This is a genomic window from Streptomyces sp. NPDC088766, from assembly GCF_044750845.1.
In the GTDB taxonomy this organism is placed as follows: domain Bacteria; phylum Actinomycetota; class Actinomycetes; order Streptomycetales; family Streptomycetaceae; genus Streptomyces.
Window position 1 is genome coordinate 121,592 of the sequence record NZ_JBIVKQ010000009.1, and the last position, 16,700, is coordinate 138,291.

The window sequence follows — 16,700 nt, forward strand, 5'->3', positions numbered from 1 at the left end:
CGCTAGGAGGGCCTGGCCATGGCCTTCACGAAGGCGCGCTCCACGTCGGCCGCGGAGAGGACGCCGTAGATCTCGCCGGTCTCCTCGACGACCAGGTACTCGGTGGCGGGGGTGGCGCGCAGGGCGTCCAGGAGGTCTTCGCCGGCGAGTTCGGCGGAGACCCGCATGCCTTCGGTGAGGTCCTGGGCGAGGCCGCTGACCGCGACCCAGGGGCGGCGGTGTTCGGGTACGCCGACGATGGCGGCCTCGCGGACCAGGGAGAGGGGTTCGCCGTGGGCGTCGACGACGACCAGGGCGCGGGCGCCAGCGTCGTTGGCTCGGCGCAGTGCTTCGGAGAGCGGGGTGTTCGTCTCGACGGGGACCGCGCGGCGGGTCAGCTTGCGGGCGCGCAGTTCGGGGAGGTGCTCGCGCAGGCGGGCCATGCGCAGGCTGTTGCCGGCGCCGGTCCAGATGATCGCGGCGAGGATGGCGGCGAGCAGGGCGTCCAGGACGGTGTCCATGCCGACGCTGTCCTCGGCCTGGGAGCCGAGCGCCCCGGACTGGGTGAGGAGCGGGAGGCCGATCAGGACGGAGACGGCGAGGGCGCGGCCGACCCAGGCGGCGGCGACGGTGCCGGTCATGGGCTTGCCGGTGATCTTCCAGACGACGGCGCGGAGCATACGGCCGCCGTCGAGCGGGAGTCCGGGCAGGAGGTTGAAGATCGCCACGATGAGGTTGGAGACCATCAGCCCGGCCAGCAGGACACCGGGGACGGTGCCGGGCTCCACGGTCTGCATGGCGAGGTGGAAGACGCCGGCGAGCACCAGGGAGAGCAGGGGGCCGACGAAGGCCAGTACGAATTCCCGGCCGGGGGTCTCGGCCTCCTTCTCGATCTCGGAGACGCCGCCGAAGAACTGGAGCTGGATGCGGCGGACCGGGAGCTTGAAGCGGAGGGCGGCGATGGTGTGTGCCAGCTCGTGGACGAGGACGGAGGCGTAGAAGGCGACCGCGAAGAAGAGGGCGACGAGGTAGCGGGCGGCGCCCAGCTCGGGCAGCACGCGGTCGAGCTGGCCGCCGAACACCCAGGTGATCAGCGCGGCGACCAGGAACCAGCTGGGGGCCACGTAGACGGGGACGCCGAAGGGGCGTCCCATCAGCAGGCCGCCGCGGGACTCCGGGGGGCGCGGGGGACGGCGGCCCTTGGCGGGGGTGGGGGTTTCGCCGAGGGCGGGGGTGGTGTGGGCGTGGGGGCGGTCCGGGTGGAGGTCGTGGTCGTCCGGGGTCCGGCCGGCCGTCGGGTCCGGGGTGCTCCCGGGTGGTGTTCCTGGCTCTCCGGCCGGTTCCGTCGCGGCCGGTTCCGTCGCCTGCCGGTCCGTCCCGGCACGCTCGGTCCCCCGCTCCTCCTGCTCCTCCTGGCCCTCGCGGTCCTGGCGGTCCTGGCGGGCCGTCTCGTACGCCGTCTCTTTCGCGGGACCGGCCTGCCGCTCCGCGGAGGTGCCGTCGACCTCGGCGGTGGTCTCCTCGGAGGCGGTGTCCTCGGAGGCGGCCGGGGGCGCAGGTGTCACGTGGTGCTCGGCCGACTCTTCGCTGCCCGGCCGCGGCCGCCCGCTCCCGCCGCTTTCCACCACGGTGTCCCCTCGTTGGTTGCGACTCCCGCTCCTGCCGGGCGGGAGGGTCTGGGACCGATGGTATGCGTCCGCCGGGACGCGTTCGGCTCCGGCACCCCCTGTGTTTTCACGGCTGTCGCCCCTGTCGTCGGCGGTGTGGGGTCACTGTCGGTGGCGGGCCGTAAGGTCTGTGGCATGGAGAGCAGCAGCGAGGGTGTCGTCCGGCCGGGCGACGAGGACGGCGTGGGCGGCCCGCCGGGGGCGGCGGCCGGGGAGACGGCCGGGGAGACGGCCGTGGCGGCGGTGCGGGCCGCCGGTGAGAAGGCCGTCGCCCCGGCGGCGCCCGCCTCGCTGTCGCCGTCGCGCGCCGGGGACTTCATGCAGTGTCCGCTGCTGTACCGGTTCCGGGTGATCGACCGGCTGCCGGAGAAGCCGAGCGCGGCGGCCACCAGGGGCACGCTGGTGCACGCGGTGCTGGAGCGTCTGTTCGACGCGCCGGCCGCGGAGCGGACCGCGCCGCGGGCCAGGGCGCTGGTCCCCGGCCAGTGGGAGCGGCTGCGCGAGTCCCGGCCGGAGGTCGTGGAGCTGTTCGCCGACGATCCCGAGGGCGAGCGGCTGGCCGGCTGGCTGGCCGAGGCCGAGCATCTGGTCGAGCGGTGGTTCACGCTGGAGGACCCGACACGGCTGGAGCCCGCCGAGCGGGAGCTTTTCGTGGAGACCGAGCTGGAGTCGGGGCTGAGGCTGCGCGGGATCATCGACCGGGTCGACGTGGCCCCCACCGGTGAGGTGCGGATCGTCGACTACAAGACGGGCAAGGCACCCCGGCCCGAGTACGCCGAGAGCGCGCTGTTCCAGATGAAGTTCTACGCGCTGGTGGTGTGGCGGCTGAAGAACGTGATCCCCCGGCGGCTCCAGTTGGTGTACCTGGGCAGCGGTGACGTGCTGACGTACGACCCGGTGCGCGCCGATCTGGAGCGGGTCGAGCGCAAGCTGCTCGCGTTGTGGGAGGCGATCCGGCTGGCGACGGAGACGGGCGACTGGCGGCCGCGTCCGACGAAGCTGTGCGGGTGGTGCGATCACCAGGCGCACTGCCCGGAGTTCGGCGGCACTCCCCCGCCGTATCCGCTGCCGGTGCGGCCGGCCGAGGTTCCTCCGGCCGCGGGCGGGGGGACCGCTTCGGCGTAGGCCGTCGGTGAGGGCGGCCGAGTCCGGCGTTGTCGCGCAGGGCAGAATGGGGCCGGACTACCGAAGGAGACTTACGTGGCCATCCGCGTCCTACTGGTCGACGACCAGCCGCTGCTGCGTACCGGCTTCCGGATGATTCTGGAGGCGGAGCAGGACATCGCGGTGGTCGGTGAGGCCGGTGACGGCCTCCAGGCCCTCGACCAGGTGCGGGCTCTGCAGCCCGATGTGGTTCTGATGGACATCCGCATGCCGCGCATGGACGGGGTGGAGGCGACACGGCAGATCACCGGGCCGGGCCGGGACGGGCCGGCGAAGGTGCTGGTGCTGACGACCTTCGACCTCGACGAGTACGTGGTGGAGGCGCTGCGCGCCGGGGCGAGCGGGTTCCTGCTCAAGGACGCGCCCGCCAACGAGCTGGTGCAGGCGATCCGCGTGGTGGCGGGCGGCGAGGCGATGCTCGCGCCGAGCATCACCCGGCGGCTGCTCGACAAGTACGCCACGCATCTGCCCTCGGGCGACGAACCGGTGCCGGACACGCTGCACACGCTGACCGACCGCGAGGTCGAGGTGCTCAAGCTGGTGGCGCGGGGGTTGTCGAACGCGGAGATCGCCGCGGACCTGTTCGTCAGCGAGACGACCGTGAAGACCCATGTCGGGCATGTGCTGACCAAGCTGGGGCTGCGCGACCGGGTGCAGGCCGCGGTGTACGCCTACGAGAGCGGTCTGGTGCGTCCCGGAGCGCAGTAGCGCAGGCCCCGCCCCGTACGGCACGGAGGGCGCCCCTTCCTGACAAGGGGCGCCCTCCGCGTTCGTGTGGGCCTCCCGGCCGGGGTGGTCACCGTGGCCGGCGGTGCGGCCGTCCTCCGGCGTTCGACAGGCCGGAGGCCGGCCCCGCCGCGAGGGACGGGACCGGCCACTGGTCGCGCATGTTCACGTGCGGGTGTCTCGGCCGCCGTGTCCGTGCTTGCGGGGTCGTCGTGCGCGGCCCCGGGACGGAGCGTCCGTCAGCTGCTGACGCCGCGGGAGAGCTCCCACAGCTGGAGGGTGGCGGAGGAGTTCAGCACGTAGGCGGTGCCCGTGATGTCGTCGCGGGAGGCGACGTACTGCTTGCCCTGCCACAGCGGCAGCAGGGGGACGTCCTCGGCGACGATGTCCTGAATCTCCGTCAGCGTCTTGCCGGCGGACAGGCGGTCGGCCTCGCGGCGGGACTCGGGGATGAGCTTGTCGATGACCTCGCGGTTCTGGTACGGCGACTTGAGGAAGTTGTCCTTGTCGAGGAACGGCGCGATGTAGCTGTCGCCGTCGGCGAAGTCGGGGAACCAGCCCATGCCCCAGACGTCGTACTCGCCCTTGCGCTCGGCCGGGACGAAGGTGTCCCAGGCGGTGCCCTCGATGGAGACGTCGAACAGGCCGCTGTCGTTGAGCTGCTTCTTCAGCAGCTCGAACTCCTTCTTCGTGGCCGGACCGTAGTGGTCGGTCGTGTAGTGCAGCGTCAGCTTCACCGGGGTGGTGATGTCGGCCTTGGACAGCAGGGTCTTGGCCTTGCCGACGTTGGCGTCGCCGTACTTGTTGAAGAACGAGTTGGAGTGGCCGGTGACGGAGGCCGGGACCAGCGAGTACAGGGGCTCGGCCTGGGAGCCGTACACGTCGGTGACGAGCTCGCCGCGGTCGATGATCTGGGCCATGGCCTGACGGACCGCCTTGTCCTTCACCGTCGGGGCGGCGGTGTTGAAGGCGAGGTAGCGGATCTCGAGGCCGGCCAGTTCGACGATGTCGACGCTGCTGTCGGAGGAGGCGTCGGAGAGCTTCTGGATCTGCTCGGGCGACATGGTGCGGGTCATCACGTCGATGTCGCCCTTGTCGATGGCGGTGCCCATCTCCTCGGCGTCCGCGAAGGAGACCATCTCGACCTTGTCGTTCTTCACCTCGAGGGCCCCCTTGTAGTTGGGGTTCTTGGTGAAGACGGCGCGGGTCATCTCGTCGCCGTCGGTCTCGGCCTTGAGGGTGTACGGGCCGGAGCCGTCGATCTCGAAGCCGTCGCGCAGCTTGCCCTTGTCGTAGTCGTCGGGGTTGACGATGCCGGCGACCGGGGTCGACAGCTTGAAGGGGAAGGTGGCGTCGGCGGTGTTGAGGTGGAAGATGACTTCGTTGTCACCCTTCGCCTCGACGGTGTCGACGGTCGACAGCAGGGCGAAGACGCCGGAGTCGGCCTTGATGGCGCGGGCCCGGTCGATGGAGAACTTGACGTCCTCGGCGGTGACGGCGTCGCCGTTGGCGAACTTCAGGTCCTTGCGGAGCTTGCAGGCGTAGCGCTCGTTGCCGGTGTCGGTGAAACCACAGCTCTCGGCGGCCTCGGGGACGGGGTCGCCCTCCCCCTTGGGCTGGATCATCAGGGTCTGCACGGTCTGGCGCAGGATGTTCCAGGTGCCGACGTCGTAGGAGTACGCCGGGTCGAAGGGCGCCGGGGCGTCCTTGGTGGCGGTGAACCGGTCGGTGGTGCCCACGACGATGGCGCCGCCACTGCCGCTGCCGCTGTCGGAACCGCCACAGGCGGCGAGCACGGGCGCGAGCAGACCTGCCACGGCCGGCAGCACCAAAGTCTTGCGGTTCATGCTCGAGTTTCTCCAGAGCTGTCAGGTCCGTGTACCCGGCATGCAGGGGTGTCGCGGCGGATCACGGGGGTAGGGGCTAGGTTCTCGCGACGAGATTAGTCCGCACCTGCACGAGGGGTCGCCGCCGCCGGAGTTGAAAGCTCATCACGGAGCGAAACCGGGCGTGGACGCACCGAAAACCCGACAGCGGAATGATTCGTGCAGCGTCACATGAATCGGTACACAAGGACACGCCCGCACCCCTCGTACGAGGGTGAACTGCACACCCGTACGCCCCTGTCGAGGCCCTCGGGCGTGGCGAAGCTCACAGATTCGACGGGGGTCGCGCGCAGCGGAATTCGGCCGTCCGTGGCGGGATGAATTCATCGCGCGTGCACGCGTCGAATTCCCTTGCTATCGACGGTGCACGCTGGGTGAACGGCTATCGCATTTCCGTCATCGGGGATCACGGTTGATCTTCCCGGCGATCATTCGAGCGGCATCAGGCCGCGCAGGAATGTCAGGTCGACCTGTTCCAGCGAGGAGACGACGGTCCGCCGGCGGGCCGGGGCGATGGGCGCCACGGAGGGGACGGCGACGACGTGGCAGCCCGCCGCCTCGGCCGCGGCGACCCCGGTCGCGGTGTCCTCGACGACGGCGCACCTGGTCGGATCCACGCCCAGGCCGGCGGTGGCGAACAGGTAGGGGTCGGGGTGCGGCTTGGTGCGCGACACCTCGTCGCCGGCCACCGTCAGCGCAAAGTGCTGGGGACCCAGCGAGGTCAGGACGCGGTCGATGATGCGCCGGTGGGAGGCGGAGACGAGGGCCGTCGGGATCTCGTGCGCCACCAGCTCGGCCAGCAGCCGGGCGGCTCCCGGCATCAGGGGCAGGTCGTGTCCGATGCGCCGCTCGAAGCCCTCGTTGAGCAGGACGCTGAGCTCGGCGAGGGTGATGTCGGCGCCGGTCGCCTCGATCAGGAACCCGGCACTGCGGCTCATGGGGCCGCCGACCACGACATGGCGCCAGGAGTCGTCGAGGGTGTGGCCGAGCCCGGCGAAGACCTCGGCCTCGACGTCCCACCAGAATCCCTCGGTGTCCACCAGGGTGCCGTCCATGTCGAGGAGCACCGCCTGCAGGGCCGAGCCTTCGGCCGTCCGGGTTCCGAGCGCGGGGACCGTGCTGGTCATCCACGTACCTCCTTGAGGGACGAGCAGGCCGGTTCCCACGGGGGAACCGGCCTGCAGTGGACCGACCAGTGTACGACTTGTCCGATCAATGTGCAGAAGGAGGTGCGCCGGGCGGTGTCCGGTGCCTCACCGTGCGTTGAAGTACTTCGCCTCCGGGTGGTGGATCACGATGGCGTCCGTGGACTGCTCGGGGTGCAGCTGGAACTCCTCGGAGAGGTGGACGCCGATCCGCTCGGGCCGCAGCAGCTCGGCGATCTTGGCGCGGTCCTCCAGGTCGGGGCAGGCGCCGTAGCCGAGGGAGAAGCGGGCGCCGCGGTACTTGAGGGCGAACATCTCCTCGACGTCGGCCGGGTCCTCACCGGCGAATCCCAGCTCCGACCGCACGCGCGCGTGCCAGTACTCGGCGAGGGCCTCCGCCAGCTGGACGGACAGGCCGTGCAGCTCGAGGTAGTCGCGGTAGGAGTTCGACTCGAAGAGCTTGGCGGTCTCCTCGCCGATGCGGGAGCCGACGGTGACGACCTGGAGGCCGACCACGTCGGTCTCCCCCGACTCCTCGGGGCGGAAGAAGTCCGCCAGGCACAGCCTGCGGCCGCGGCGCTGGCGGGGGAAGGTGAAGCGGGTCCGCTCGTTGCCCTGCTCGTCCAGGATGATCAGGTCGTCGTCCTTGGACACACAGGGGAAGTAGCCGTAGACGACGGCGGCTTCGAGCAGGTTCTCGGTCTGGAGCCGGTCCAGCAGTCCGCGCAGGCGCGGCCGGCCCTCGGTGTCGACGAGTTCCTCGTACGTCGGGCCGTCACCGGTGCGGGCCTGCTTCAGGCCCCACTGGCCCTTGAAGAGGGCGCCCTCGTCGAGCCAGGAGGCGTACTCCTTCAGCTGGATGCCCTTGATGACGCGGCTGCCCCGGAACGGCGGCTCGGGGACGGGGTTGTCGGTGGCGACGTCGGAGCGGACGTGCCCCTCCTCCGGGCGTTCGTCGACCTCGACGGCGGTGGCGCTCGCGCGGACCCGGCGCTGCCTGAGCTCGGGCAGCGCGGCGCCGGGTACGCCCCGCTTGACGCCGATGAGGGCGTCCATCAGGCGCAGTCCCTCGAAGGCGTCGCGGGCGTAGCGGACCTCGCCCTCGTAGACCTCGTGCAGGTCCTGCTCGACGTAGGAGCGGGTCAGGGCGGCGCCGCCGAGGATGACGGGGTAGTTAGCCGCCAGGCCGCGCTGGTTCAGCTCCTGCAGGTTCTCCTTCATGATCACCGTGGACTTGACCAGGAGCCCGGACATGCCGATGACGTCGGCGCGGTGCTCCTCGGCGGCCTCGAGGATCGCGGAGACCGGCTGCTTGATGCCGAGGTTGACGACGGTGTAGCCGTTGTTGGACAGGATGATGTCGACGAGGTTCTTGCCGATGTCGTGGACGTCGCCGCGGACGGTGGCCAGCACGATGGTGCCCTTGCCCTCCTCGCCCTCGACCTTCTCCATGTGGGGTTCGAGGTGGGCGACCGCGGTCTTCATGACCTCGGCCGACTGCAGGACGAACGGCAGCTGCATCTGGCCGGAGCCGAACAGCTCGCCGACGACCTTCATGCCGTCCAGGAGGGTCTCGTTGACGATCTCCAGGGCGGGGCGGCTCGCGAGGGCCTCGTCGAGGTCGGCCTCCAGGCCGTTTCGCTCACCGTCGATGATGCGGCGCTTGAGGCGCTCGTCCAGCGGCAGGGCGGCCAGTTCCTCGGCGCGGCCCGCCTTGAGGGACTTGGTGGTGGCGCCCTCGAACAGGGCCATGAGCTTCTGGAGGGGGTCGTAGCCCTCGCTGCGGCGGTCGTGGATGAGGTCGAGGGCGGTGGTGACCTCCTCCTCGGTGAAGCGGGCGATCGGGAGGATCTTGGAGGCGTGCACGATCGCCGAGTCCAGGCCGGCCTTGACGCACTCGTCGAGGAAGACCGAGTTGAGCAGGACGCGGGCGGCCGGGTTGAGGCCGAAGGAGATGTTCGACAGGCCGAGGGTGGTCTGGACGTCGGGGTGGCGGCGCTTGAGCTCGCGGATCGCCTCGATGGTGGCGACTCCGTCCCCGCGCGACTCCTCCTGACCGGTACAGATGGTGAAGGTCAGGGTGTCGATGAGGATGTCCTCCTCGCGGATGCCCCAGTTCCCGGTGAGGTCGTCGATGAGCCGTTCGGCGATCTCGACCTTCTTCTCGGGGGTACGGGCCTGGCCCTCCTCGTCGATGGTGAGGGCGATCAGCGCGGCGCCGTGCTCCTGGGCCAGCCGGGTGACCCTGGCGAAGCGGGACTCGGGGCCGTCGCCGTCCTCGTAGTTGACGGAGTTGATGACCGCGCGGCCGCCGAGCCTCTCCAGGCCGGCCCGGATGACCTCGACCTCGGTGGAGTCCAGGACGATCGGCAGGGTGGAGGCGGTGGCGAAGCGGCCGGCGAGTTCCTCCATGTCGGCGACGCCGTCGCGGCCGACGTAGTCCACGCACAGGTCGAGCATGTGGGCGCCTTCGCGGATCTGTTCGCGGGCGATCTCCACGCAGTCGTCCCAGCGGCCCTCCAGCATGGCCTCGCGGAACTTCTTGGACCCGTTGGCGTTGGTGCGCTCGCCGATGGCCAGGTAGGCGGTGTCCTGGCGGAAGGGGACGTTCTGGTAGAGCGAGGCGGCGCCGGGCTCGGGGCGGGGGTCGCGCTCGGCGGGGGTGAGGCCGCGGACGCGCTCGACGACCTGGCGCAGGTGTTCGGGGGTGGTGCCGCAGCAGCCGCCGATCAGGGAGAGGCCGTAGTCGCGGACGAAGTTCTCCTGGGCGTCCGCCAGCTCGGGGGCGGTGAGCGGATAGCTGGCGCCGTCCTTGCCGAGCACCGGCAGGCCCGCGTTCGGCATGCAGGCGAGCGGGATGCGGGCGTTGCGGGCCAGGTAGCGCAGGTGCTCGCTCATCTCGGCGGGGCCGGTGGCGCAGTTCATGCCGATCATGTCGATGCCGAGCGGTTCCAGGGCCGTCAGGGCGGCACCGATCTCGGAGCCGAGCAGCATGGTGCCGGTGGTCTCCACGGTGACGGAGACGATGAGCGGCACGTCCAGTCCGGCGTTGCGGCGGGCGCGCTGGGCGCCGAGCACGGCGGCCTTGGTCTGGAGCAGGTCCTGGGTGGTCTCGACGATCAGGGCGTCGGCGCCGCCGGCGAGGAGTCCCTCGGCGTTCTGCTGGTAGGCGTCGCGCAGGGTGGGGTAGGCGACGTGCCCGAGGGTGGGCAGTTTGGTGCCGGGACCGATCGAGCCGAGGACCCAGCGGGTCCGGCCGTCGCGTGCCGCGAAGGAGTCCGCCGTCTCGCGGGCGATGCGGGCGCCCGCCTCGGACAGTTCGTGGACCCGCTCCGGGATGTCGTACTCGGCCATGGCGGCGAAGTTCGCGCCGAAGGTGTTCGTCTCCACGCAGTCCACGCCGGCGGCGAAGTACTCCTCGTGCACCGCGCGCACGATGTCGGGCCGGGTGACGTTCAGGATCTCGTTGCAGCCCTCGAGGTTCTGGAAGTCCTCCAGGGTGGGGTCCTGGGCCTGGAGCATCGTGCCCATCGCTCCGTCGGCCACCACCACTCGGGTGGCGAAGGCCTCGCGGAGCTCGGACACACGGGTCCGGCTGTCGGCGGAAGGGGTCGGCGGCACAGAGGCCATGTAGGGGCTCCCTCGGGTGCGACGGCTGTCGGCTTCACGGCGCCCCGTGGTCGCTCCCGGACCGTCCCGTGGGATCGGCCGGGGAGCTTCCCGTGCAGGGCGCTCGCGGCCAGGGTAGCCGGGACGGGGGGCTTATGGTCAGGGCGTCCACGGGACGGACCGGGATCTCCCCCTGTTGCCGGCGGGGGACGCGTGGTGCGACGGGGCGACGAGATCACGAGATGACGGGATGGCGACCGAACCATTGGCGGGAGGTCGGCATGGACCGGTAGTGTTCGACAATGCCGAACGACGGCAGTAATGGCTGCGCGTGGACGGCCGAAGGGGACGGAGGCGGAACGGCGATGGCACGGAACATCCAGTCGCTCGAAAGGGCGGCCGCGATGCTGCGACTGCTCGCGGGCGGTGAGCGGCGGCTGGGCCTGTCGGACATCGCCTCGGCCCTGGGCCTGGCCAAGGGCACCGCCCACGGCATTCTGCGCACGCTCCAGCACGAGGGTTTCGTCGAACAGGACGACGCCTCCGGCCGCTACCAGCTGGGCGCGGAGCTGTTGCGCCTGGGCACCACCTACCTGGACGTGCACGAGCTGCGCGCGCGCGCCCTGGTCTGGACGGACGACCTGGCCCGCTCCAGCGGCGAGAGCGTGCACCTGGGGGTGCTGCACCAGCAGGGCGTGCTGATCGTGCACCACGTCTTCCGGCCCGACGACAGCCGGCAGGTCCTGGAGATCGGGGCCATGCAGCCGCTGCACTCGACGGCCCTGGGCAAGGTGCTGTCGGCGTACGACCCGGTCGCGCACAGCGAGGCCATGGAGGCCGAGCGCAAGCCGTTCACCGAACGCACGGTGTGCGAGCCGGAGGGCTTCGAGCAGCTCCTCGACCTCACGCGCGCGCGGGGGTACGCGGCGGACGTCGAGGAGACCTGGGAGGGCGTCGCCTCCATCGCCGCGCCCATCCACGACCGGCGCCGCATGCCGGTGGGGGCGGTCGGCATCACCGGCGCCGTGGAGCGCGTGTGCCGGGACGGCGAGGTGCGGCCCGAGCTGATCGCGGCCGTACGGGACTGCGCCCGCGCCGTGTCGCGGGACCTGGGCGCCGGGCGGTTCTGAGCGCCGTACAGGAGCACACCGGGACGTCGGGACGGCGTTCCGGCCGTCGTCGTGCCCGGCGAGGGACATATGGGGCGGGGCGATCGCACCCGTGCAGCTCCGACGGGTGAGGCCCCGCTGCCCGGGCCGACAGGCGCCGACGATCAATAACGATCGTGCTTTCGACAACAGGACTCTTGACGCACCTGTGACGCCGGAGCGAGACTCCCGTCCATCGGTCGGCATTGTCGAACACTTACCGGCAATACGCGTTAGAGTGTGACAACGCCAAGGGCCGGCATCGCTCTCACCCGAGGGCAGCTCGAACTCCCGGAGGGACCCGGGGTTCGGTCCCCTGGACGAAGGACAAAGGAGTCGCGGGTGTCCAGCTCCGACATCTTCATCGGCGAGACCATCGGTACCGCCATACTCATCCTGCTCGGCGGTGGAGTCTGCGCCGCCGTGACGCTGAAGGCCTCCAAGGCCCGAAACGCCGGCTGGCTCGCCATCACCTTCGGGTGGGGCTTCGCCGTCCTGACGGCGGTCTACACCTCGGCGCCGCTGTCGGGTGCCCACCTGAACCCGGCCGTGACCCTGGCGCTCGCGATCAAGGACGGCGGCTGGGGCGACGTCCCGGTCTACTGGGCCGGTCAGCTGCTCGGCGCCGCCATCGGCGCGGCCCTGGTGTGGGTCGCCTACTACGGCCAGTTCCACGCGCACCTCACCGACAGGGAGATCGTCGGCGGCCCGGGCGCGCAGGCCACGACGGCCAAGGCCGTCGAGGCCCAGGAGAAGGGTGCCGGTCCGGTGCTCGGCGTCTTCTCCACGGGCCCGGAGATCCGCAACGCGGTGCAGAACCTCGCCACGGAGATCATCGGCACCGTCGTGCTGGTGCTCGCCGTCCTCACCCAGGGCCTGAACGACAAGGGCAACGGCCTCGGCACCCTGGGCGCGCTGATCACCGCGCTCGTGGTCGTCTCGATCGGCCTGTCCCTCGGCGGCCCGACCGGCTACGCGATCAACCCGGCCCGTGACCTGGGTCCGCGCATCGTGCACGCCCTCCTGCCCCTGCCCAACAAGGGTGGTTCCGACTGGGGCTACGCCTGGATCCCGGTGGTCGGTCCGCTGATCGGCGGAGCGATCGCCGCGGGTATCTACAACGTCGCATTCGCTTAGGAACATGAGCTTCACGCCGCACCCCGAGCGCGCGCCGTACGTACCGCCCCTCAACCACGGAATCTCCTGGAGCACACTGTGACCGACGCCCACACCGCCGGCCCGTTCATCGCCGCGATCGATCAGGGCACCACCTCCTCGCGCTGCATCGTCTTCGACCGCGACGGCAGGATCGTCTCCGTCGACCAGAAGGAGCACGAGCAGATCTTCCCGAAGCCGGGCTGGGTCGAGCACGACGCCACCGAGATCTGGGCCAACGTCGAGGAGGTCGTCGCCTCCGCCATCGCGAAGGCGGGCATCACCCGCGACGACATCAAGGCCATCGGCATCACCAACCAGCGCGAGACCACTCTCCTGTGGGACAAGAACACCGGTGAGCCCGTCCACAACGCCATCGTCTGGCAGGACACCCGCACCGACGCCCTCTGCCGCGAACTCGGCCGCAACGTCGGCCAGGACCGCTTCCGCCGCGAGACCGGCCTGCCGCTGGCCTCGTACTTCGCCGGCCCGAAGGCCCGCTGGCTGCTCGACAACGTCGAGGGCCTGCGCGAGCGCGCCGAGGCCGGGGACATCCTGTTCGGCACCATGGACAGCTGGGTCATCTGGAACCTGACCGGCGGCGTCGACGGCGGCCGGCACGTCACCGACGTCACCAACGCCTCGCGCACCATGCTGATGAACCTGCACACCCTGGAGTGGGACCCGAAGATCGCCGAGTCCATCGGCGTTCCGCTGGCGATGCTCCCGGAGATCCGCTCCTCCGCCGAGGTCTACGGCGAGATCACCGGCGGCAAGCTGGGCGATCTGCTCGGCGGCATCCCGGTCGCCTCCGCGCTCGGCGACCAGCAGGCGGCCCTGTTCGGCCAGACCTGTTTCGCGGAGGGCGAGGCCAAGTCGACGTACGGCACCGGCACGTTCATGCTGATGAACACCGGCGACAAGATCATCAACTCGTACTCCGGTCTGCTGACGACCGTCGGCTACCGCATCGGCGACGACAAGCCGGTCTACGCCCTGGAAGGCTCCATCGCCGTCACCGGTTCGCTGGTGCAGTGGATGCGCGACCAGATGGGCCTGATCTCCACCGCCGCCGAGATCGAGACCCTCGCGCTGTCGGTCGAGGACAACGGCGGCGCGTACTTCGTGCCGGCCTTCTCCGGCCTGTTCGCCCCCTACTGGCGCCCCGACGCCCGCGGTGTGATCGCCGGCCTCACCCGGTACGTCACCAAGGCGCACCTCGCGCGCGCCGTCCTGGAGGCGACCGCCTGGCAGACCCGTGAGATCAGCGACGCCATGACCAAGGACTCCGGCGTCGAGCTGGCGGCCCTCAAGGTCGACGGCGGCATGACCTCCAACAACCTGCTGATGCAGACCCTCTCGGACTTCCTGGACGCACCGGTCGTGCGTCCGATGGTCGCCGAGACGACCTGCCTCGGCGCGGCCTACGCCGCCGGCCTCGCCGTCGGCTTCTGGACGAGCACCGACGACCTGCGCGCCAACTGGCGGCGGGCCGCCGAGTGGACCCCCCGCATGGACGCGGAAACCCGCGACCGTGAGTACAAGAGCTGGCTCAAGGCCGTCGAGCGGACCATGGGCTGGATCGCCGACGAAGACTGACGAGGAGTAAGAACCGCAATGACCACTGAGTCCACCCTGAAGTCCGTGCCTGCCCTCGGTACGCGCCCGGCCTCCGGCTCGAACCCGAGCCGTGCCGAGACCCGGGAGCAGCTCGCCAAGGCGTCGTACGACCTCCTCGTGATCGGCGGCGGCATCCTGGGCATCTCCACCGCCTGGCACGCCGCGCAGTCCGGCCTCAGGGTGGCAGTGGTCGATGCCGGCGACTTCGCCGGCGCCACGTCCTCCGCCTCCTCCAAGCTGCTCCACGGCGGTCTGCGCTACCTGCAGACCGGCGCGGTGAAGCTGGTGGCGGAGAACCACTTCGAGCGCCGTGCGGTGTCCCGCCAGGTGGCCCCCCACCTGGCGAACCCGCTCACGTTCTACCTCCCCGTGTACAGGGGCGGGCCGCACGGCGCGGCGAAGCTCGGGGCGGGCGTCTTCGCCTACTCCGCGCTGTCGGCCTTCGGCGACGGCGTGGGTCACCTGCTGTCGCCGGCCAAGGCGCAGCGGGACGTGCCCGAGCTGCGCACCGAGAACCTCAAGGCCGTGGCCGTGTACGGCGACGACCAGATGAACGACGCCCGGATGGCGCTGATGACGGTGCGCGCGGCCGTCGAGGCGGGCGCGGTGGTGCTCAACCACGCCGAGGTGACCGGACTGCGCTTCACCAAGGGCCGGGTGACGGGCGCCGAGCTGCGCGACCGTCTCTCCGGCGACGAGTTCGGCGTCAACGCCCGGCTGGTGCTCAACGCGACCGGGCCGTGGGTGGACCACCTGCGCCGGATGGAGGACCCCCAGGCCGCACCGTCGATCCGGCTGTCGAAGGGCGCGCACCTGGTCCTGAAGCGGACGTCCCCGTGGAAGGCCGCGCTGGCGACCCCCATCGACAAGTACCGGATCACCTTCGCCCTCCCCTGGGAGGACATGCTGCTGCTCGGCACGACCGACGAGGTGTACGAGGGCGACCCGGCGGACGTCGCGGTCACCGAGAAGGACACCGCGCAGATACTCGACGAGGCCGCGTTCTCCATCCGTGACCAGCAGCTCGACCGTGATCTGATCACGTACGCGTTCGCCGGTCTGCGGGTGCTGCCGGGTGGTCCCGGCGACACCGCGAAGGCCAAGCGGGAGACGGTGGTGACCGAGGGCAGGGGCGGGATGCTGTCGGTCGCGGGCGGCAAGTGGACGACCTTCCGGCACATCGGGCGGACGGTCATGCAGAAGCTGGAGGCGCTGCCGGGCCACCCGCTCGGTGACGACTTCGAGCCGATCTCCGCGCTGCCGAAGAAGCTGCCGCTGCCGGGGGTCGCCAACCCGCGCGCGGTCGCCCACCGGCTGCTCGTCGACCACCCGGCGCCGGGGCCGCGCATGGCGGCCGACACCGCCAGGCACCTGGCCACGCACTACGGTTCGCTGGCCTTCGACATCGCCCGGCTGGCGAACGAGAACCCGGAGCTGGGCGAGCGCGTGCACCCCGACGCTCCGGAGATCTGGGCGCAGGTCGTGTACGCCCGGGACCACGAGTGGGCCGAGACGCAGGACGACGTGCTGCGCCGCCGCACGACCCTGACGATCCGCGGTCTGGCCACGGACGAGGTCCGCGCGAAGGTGCAGGACCTGCTCGACAGGAAGTAGCCGCCACGGCGGTGACTACGGCGGGAATTACGGCGGGAAAGGGACGGCTCCTCACCGGGGAGCCGTCCCTTTCCCGTGGCGGGAGGTGACGGACCGGCCGCCGACGCGGCCGCGCCACACCATAATGACTGCCAGACATCCGATGTCTGAGCGTGGGACAGCGGCGATGCGCGAGAGGGAGGCCGGTCATGGCAGTCACCGACGAGGCGATCGAGAAGATCAAGGGCATGATCGTCTCCGGTGCGCTGCGCCCCGGGGACCGGCTCCCCAAGGAGAGCGAGCTGGCCGCCGAGCTGGGCCTGTCCCGCAACTCCCTGCGCGAGGCGGTGCGTGCCCTGTCGCTGATCCGGATCCTGGACGTGCGGCAGGGCGACGGCACGTACGTGACCAGTCTCGATCCCCAACTGCTGCTGGAAGCACTGAGCTTCGTCGTCGACTTCCACCGCGACGACACGGTCCTGGAGTTCCTGGCCGTACGCCGCATTCTGGAGCCGGCCGCGACGGCGATGGCCGCCCTGCGCATCAGCGACCAGCAACTGGACGCTCTGGAAGCCCAGTTGGACACACTGGGCGCCACGCCCTCGGTGGCCGAACTCGTCGCCTGCGATGTGGAGTTCCACCGGGGCATCGTGCGCGGCGCCGGCAACTCGGTGCTGTGCTCCCTCCTCGAGGGTCTTTCCGGACCCACCACGCGGGCCCGGATCTGGCGCGGGCTGACCCAGGAGGGCGCGGTCGCGGGCACCCTGCGCGAGCACCGTGCGATCCTCGCGGCGCTGCGCGACCGGGACGCGGAGGCGGCCGGATCGTGGGCGACGGTGCACATCGCGAGCGTGGAACAGTGGCTGAGGTCGAGCCTGTGAGCGGCGTCCGGCGAGGGGTGTCCGGGGGTGGTGAACGGGGCAGTGATCCGTTCACTGGCCCGCGCAAGGGGGCTGCGGGCGCCCCCGCCGGACGCCGTAAGGTTGGGTGGTCAGGCGAGGGCACGTC

At 70.9% G+C, this 16,700-nt stretch carries 11 protein-coding genes; 7 read left to right on the forward strand and 4 right to left on the reverse strand.

The annotated features are described in order from the left end of the window. Positions 1-2: 2 nt before the first annotated feature. The gene (locus tag ACIP5W_RS15060) at positions 3-1,607 is read right to left on the reverse strand and encodes a site-2 protease family protein (RefSeq protein ID WP_401472250.1); all 1,605 of its coding nucleotides are present in this window, start codon (positions 1,605-1,607) and stop codon (positions 3-5) included. A 174-nt stretch (positions 1,608-1,781) separates the two neighbouring features. Here ACIP5W_RS15060 and ACIP5W_RS15065 point away from each other — a divergent pair, with 174 nt between their 5' ends. Both ACIP5W_RS15065 and ACIP5W_RS15070 read left to right on the forward strand, forming a co-directional pair. Then, positions 1,782-2,771 (forward strand): RecB family exonuclease, encoded by a 990-nt coding sequence (locus tag ACIP5W_RS15065; RefSeq protein WP_401472253.1) that lies wholly within the window; start codon positions 1,782-1,784, stop codon positions 2,769-2,771. A gap of 75 nt (positions 2,772-2,846) precedes the next feature. Beyond that, entirely contained in the window at positions 2,847-3,518 is a 672-nt protein-coding gene (locus ACIP5W_RS15070) for a response regulator transcription factor (protein WP_016434400.1), read from the forward strand. A 257-nt stretch (positions 3,519-3,775) separates the two neighbouring features. Here the strand turns inward: ACIP5W_RS15070 and ACIP5W_RS15075 are convergent, their stop codons facing one another. From ACIP5W_RS15075 to metH, 3 genes are all read right to left on the reverse strand, one after another. Next, positions 3,776-5,383: an ABC transporter substrate-binding protein gene (locus ACIP5W_RS15075; protein WP_401472258.1), complete on the reverse strand. Its 1,608-nt coding sequence runs from the start codon at positions 5,381-5,383 to the stop codon at positions 3,776-3,778. A 467-nt stretch (positions 5,384-5,850) separates the two neighbouring features. Then, entirely contained in the window at positions 5,851-6,549 is a 699-nt protein-coding gene (locus ACIP5W_RS15080) for an HAD family hydrolase (RefSeq protein ID WP_401472261.1), read from the reverse strand. Positions 6,550-6,675: 126 nt separating this feature from the next. Continuing rightward, on the reverse strand, positions 6,676-10,197 hold the full coding sequence (gene metH / locus ACIP5W_RS15085) for a methionine synthase (RefSeq protein ID WP_401472264.1): 3,522 nt from the start codon (positions 10,195-10,197) through the stop codon (positions 6,676-6,678). A 344-nt stretch (positions 10,198-10,541) separates the two neighbouring features. Here metH and ACIP5W_RS15090 point away from each other — a divergent pair, with 344 nt between their 5' ends. The 5 genes from ACIP5W_RS15090 to ACIP5W_RS15110 all read left to right on the forward strand — a co-directional run bounded on the left by ACIP5W_RS15090 (position 10,542) and on the right by ACIP5W_RS15110 (position 16,573). After that, positions 10,542-11,306 carry an IclR family transcriptional regulator gene (locus ACIP5W_RS15090; RefSeq protein WP_401472267.1) on the forward strand — a complete coding sequence of 255 codons (765 nt, stop codon included), beginning with the start codon at positions 10,542-10,544 and terminating at the stop codon, positions 11,304-11,306. A 360-nt stretch (positions 11,307-11,666) separates the two neighbouring features. Continuing rightward, a complete protein-coding gene (locus ACIP5W_RS15095) occupies positions 11,667-12,461 on the forward strand; it encodes an MIP/aquaporin family protein (RefSeq protein WP_401472270.1) in 795 nt (264 codons plus the stop codon). A gap of 78 nt (positions 12,462-12,539) precedes the next feature. Next, positions 12,540-14,078 (forward strand): glycerol kinase GlpK, encoded by a 1,539-nt coding sequence (gene glpK / locus ACIP5W_RS15100; RefSeq protein WP_401472273.1) that lies wholly within the window; start codon positions 12,540-12,542, stop codon positions 14,076-14,078. An 18-nt stretch (positions 14,079-14,096) separates the two neighbouring features. Further along, positions 14,097-15,713, forward strand: a complete 1,617-nt coding sequence (locus tag ACIP5W_RS15105; RefSeq protein WP_401472276.1) for an FAD-dependent oxidoreductase — start codon at positions 14,097-14,099, stop codon at positions 15,711-15,713. Positions 15,714-15,901: 188 nt separating this feature from the next. Continuing rightward, the gene (locus ACIP5W_RS15110; protein WP_401472279.1) at positions 15,902-16,573 is read left to right on the forward strand and encodes a FadR/GntR family transcriptional regulator; all 672 of its coding nucleotides are present in this window, start codon (positions 15,902-15,904) and stop codon (positions 16,571-16,573) included. Positions 16,574-16,700 lie beyond the last annotated feature (127 nt).

Bases quoted from the DNA above. Each gene is read 5' to 3' on its own strand.
- ACIP5W_RS15065 (WP_401472253.1), top strand. From the start codon at position 1,782: ATGGAGAGCAGCAGCGAGGGTGTCGTCCGGCCGGGCGACGAGGACGGC.
- ACIP5W_RS15075 (WP_401472258.1), bottom strand. From the start codon at position 5,383: ATGAACCGCAAGACTTTGGTGCTGCCGGCCGTGGCAGGTCTGCTCGCG.
- ACIP5W_RS15080 (WP_401472261.1), bottom strand. From the start codon at position 6,549: ATGACCAGCACGGTCCCCGCGCTCGGAACCCGGACGGCCGAAGGCTCG.
- metH (WP_401472264.1), bottom strand. From the start codon at position 10,197: ATGGCCTCTGTGCCGCCGACCCCTTCCGCCGACAGCCGGACCCGTGTG.
- ACIP5W_RS15090 (WP_401472267.1), top strand. From the start codon at position 10,542: ATGGCACGGAACATCCAGTCGCTCGAAAGGGCGGCCGCGATGCTGCGA.
- ACIP5W_RS15105 (WP_401472276.1), top strand. From the start codon at position 14,097: ATGACCACTGAGTCCACCCTGAAGTCCGTGCCTGCCCTCGGTACGCGC.
- ACIP5W_RS15110 (WP_401472279.1), top strand. From the start codon at position 15,902: ATGGCAGTCACCGACGAGGCGATCGAGAAGATCAAGGGCATGATCGTC.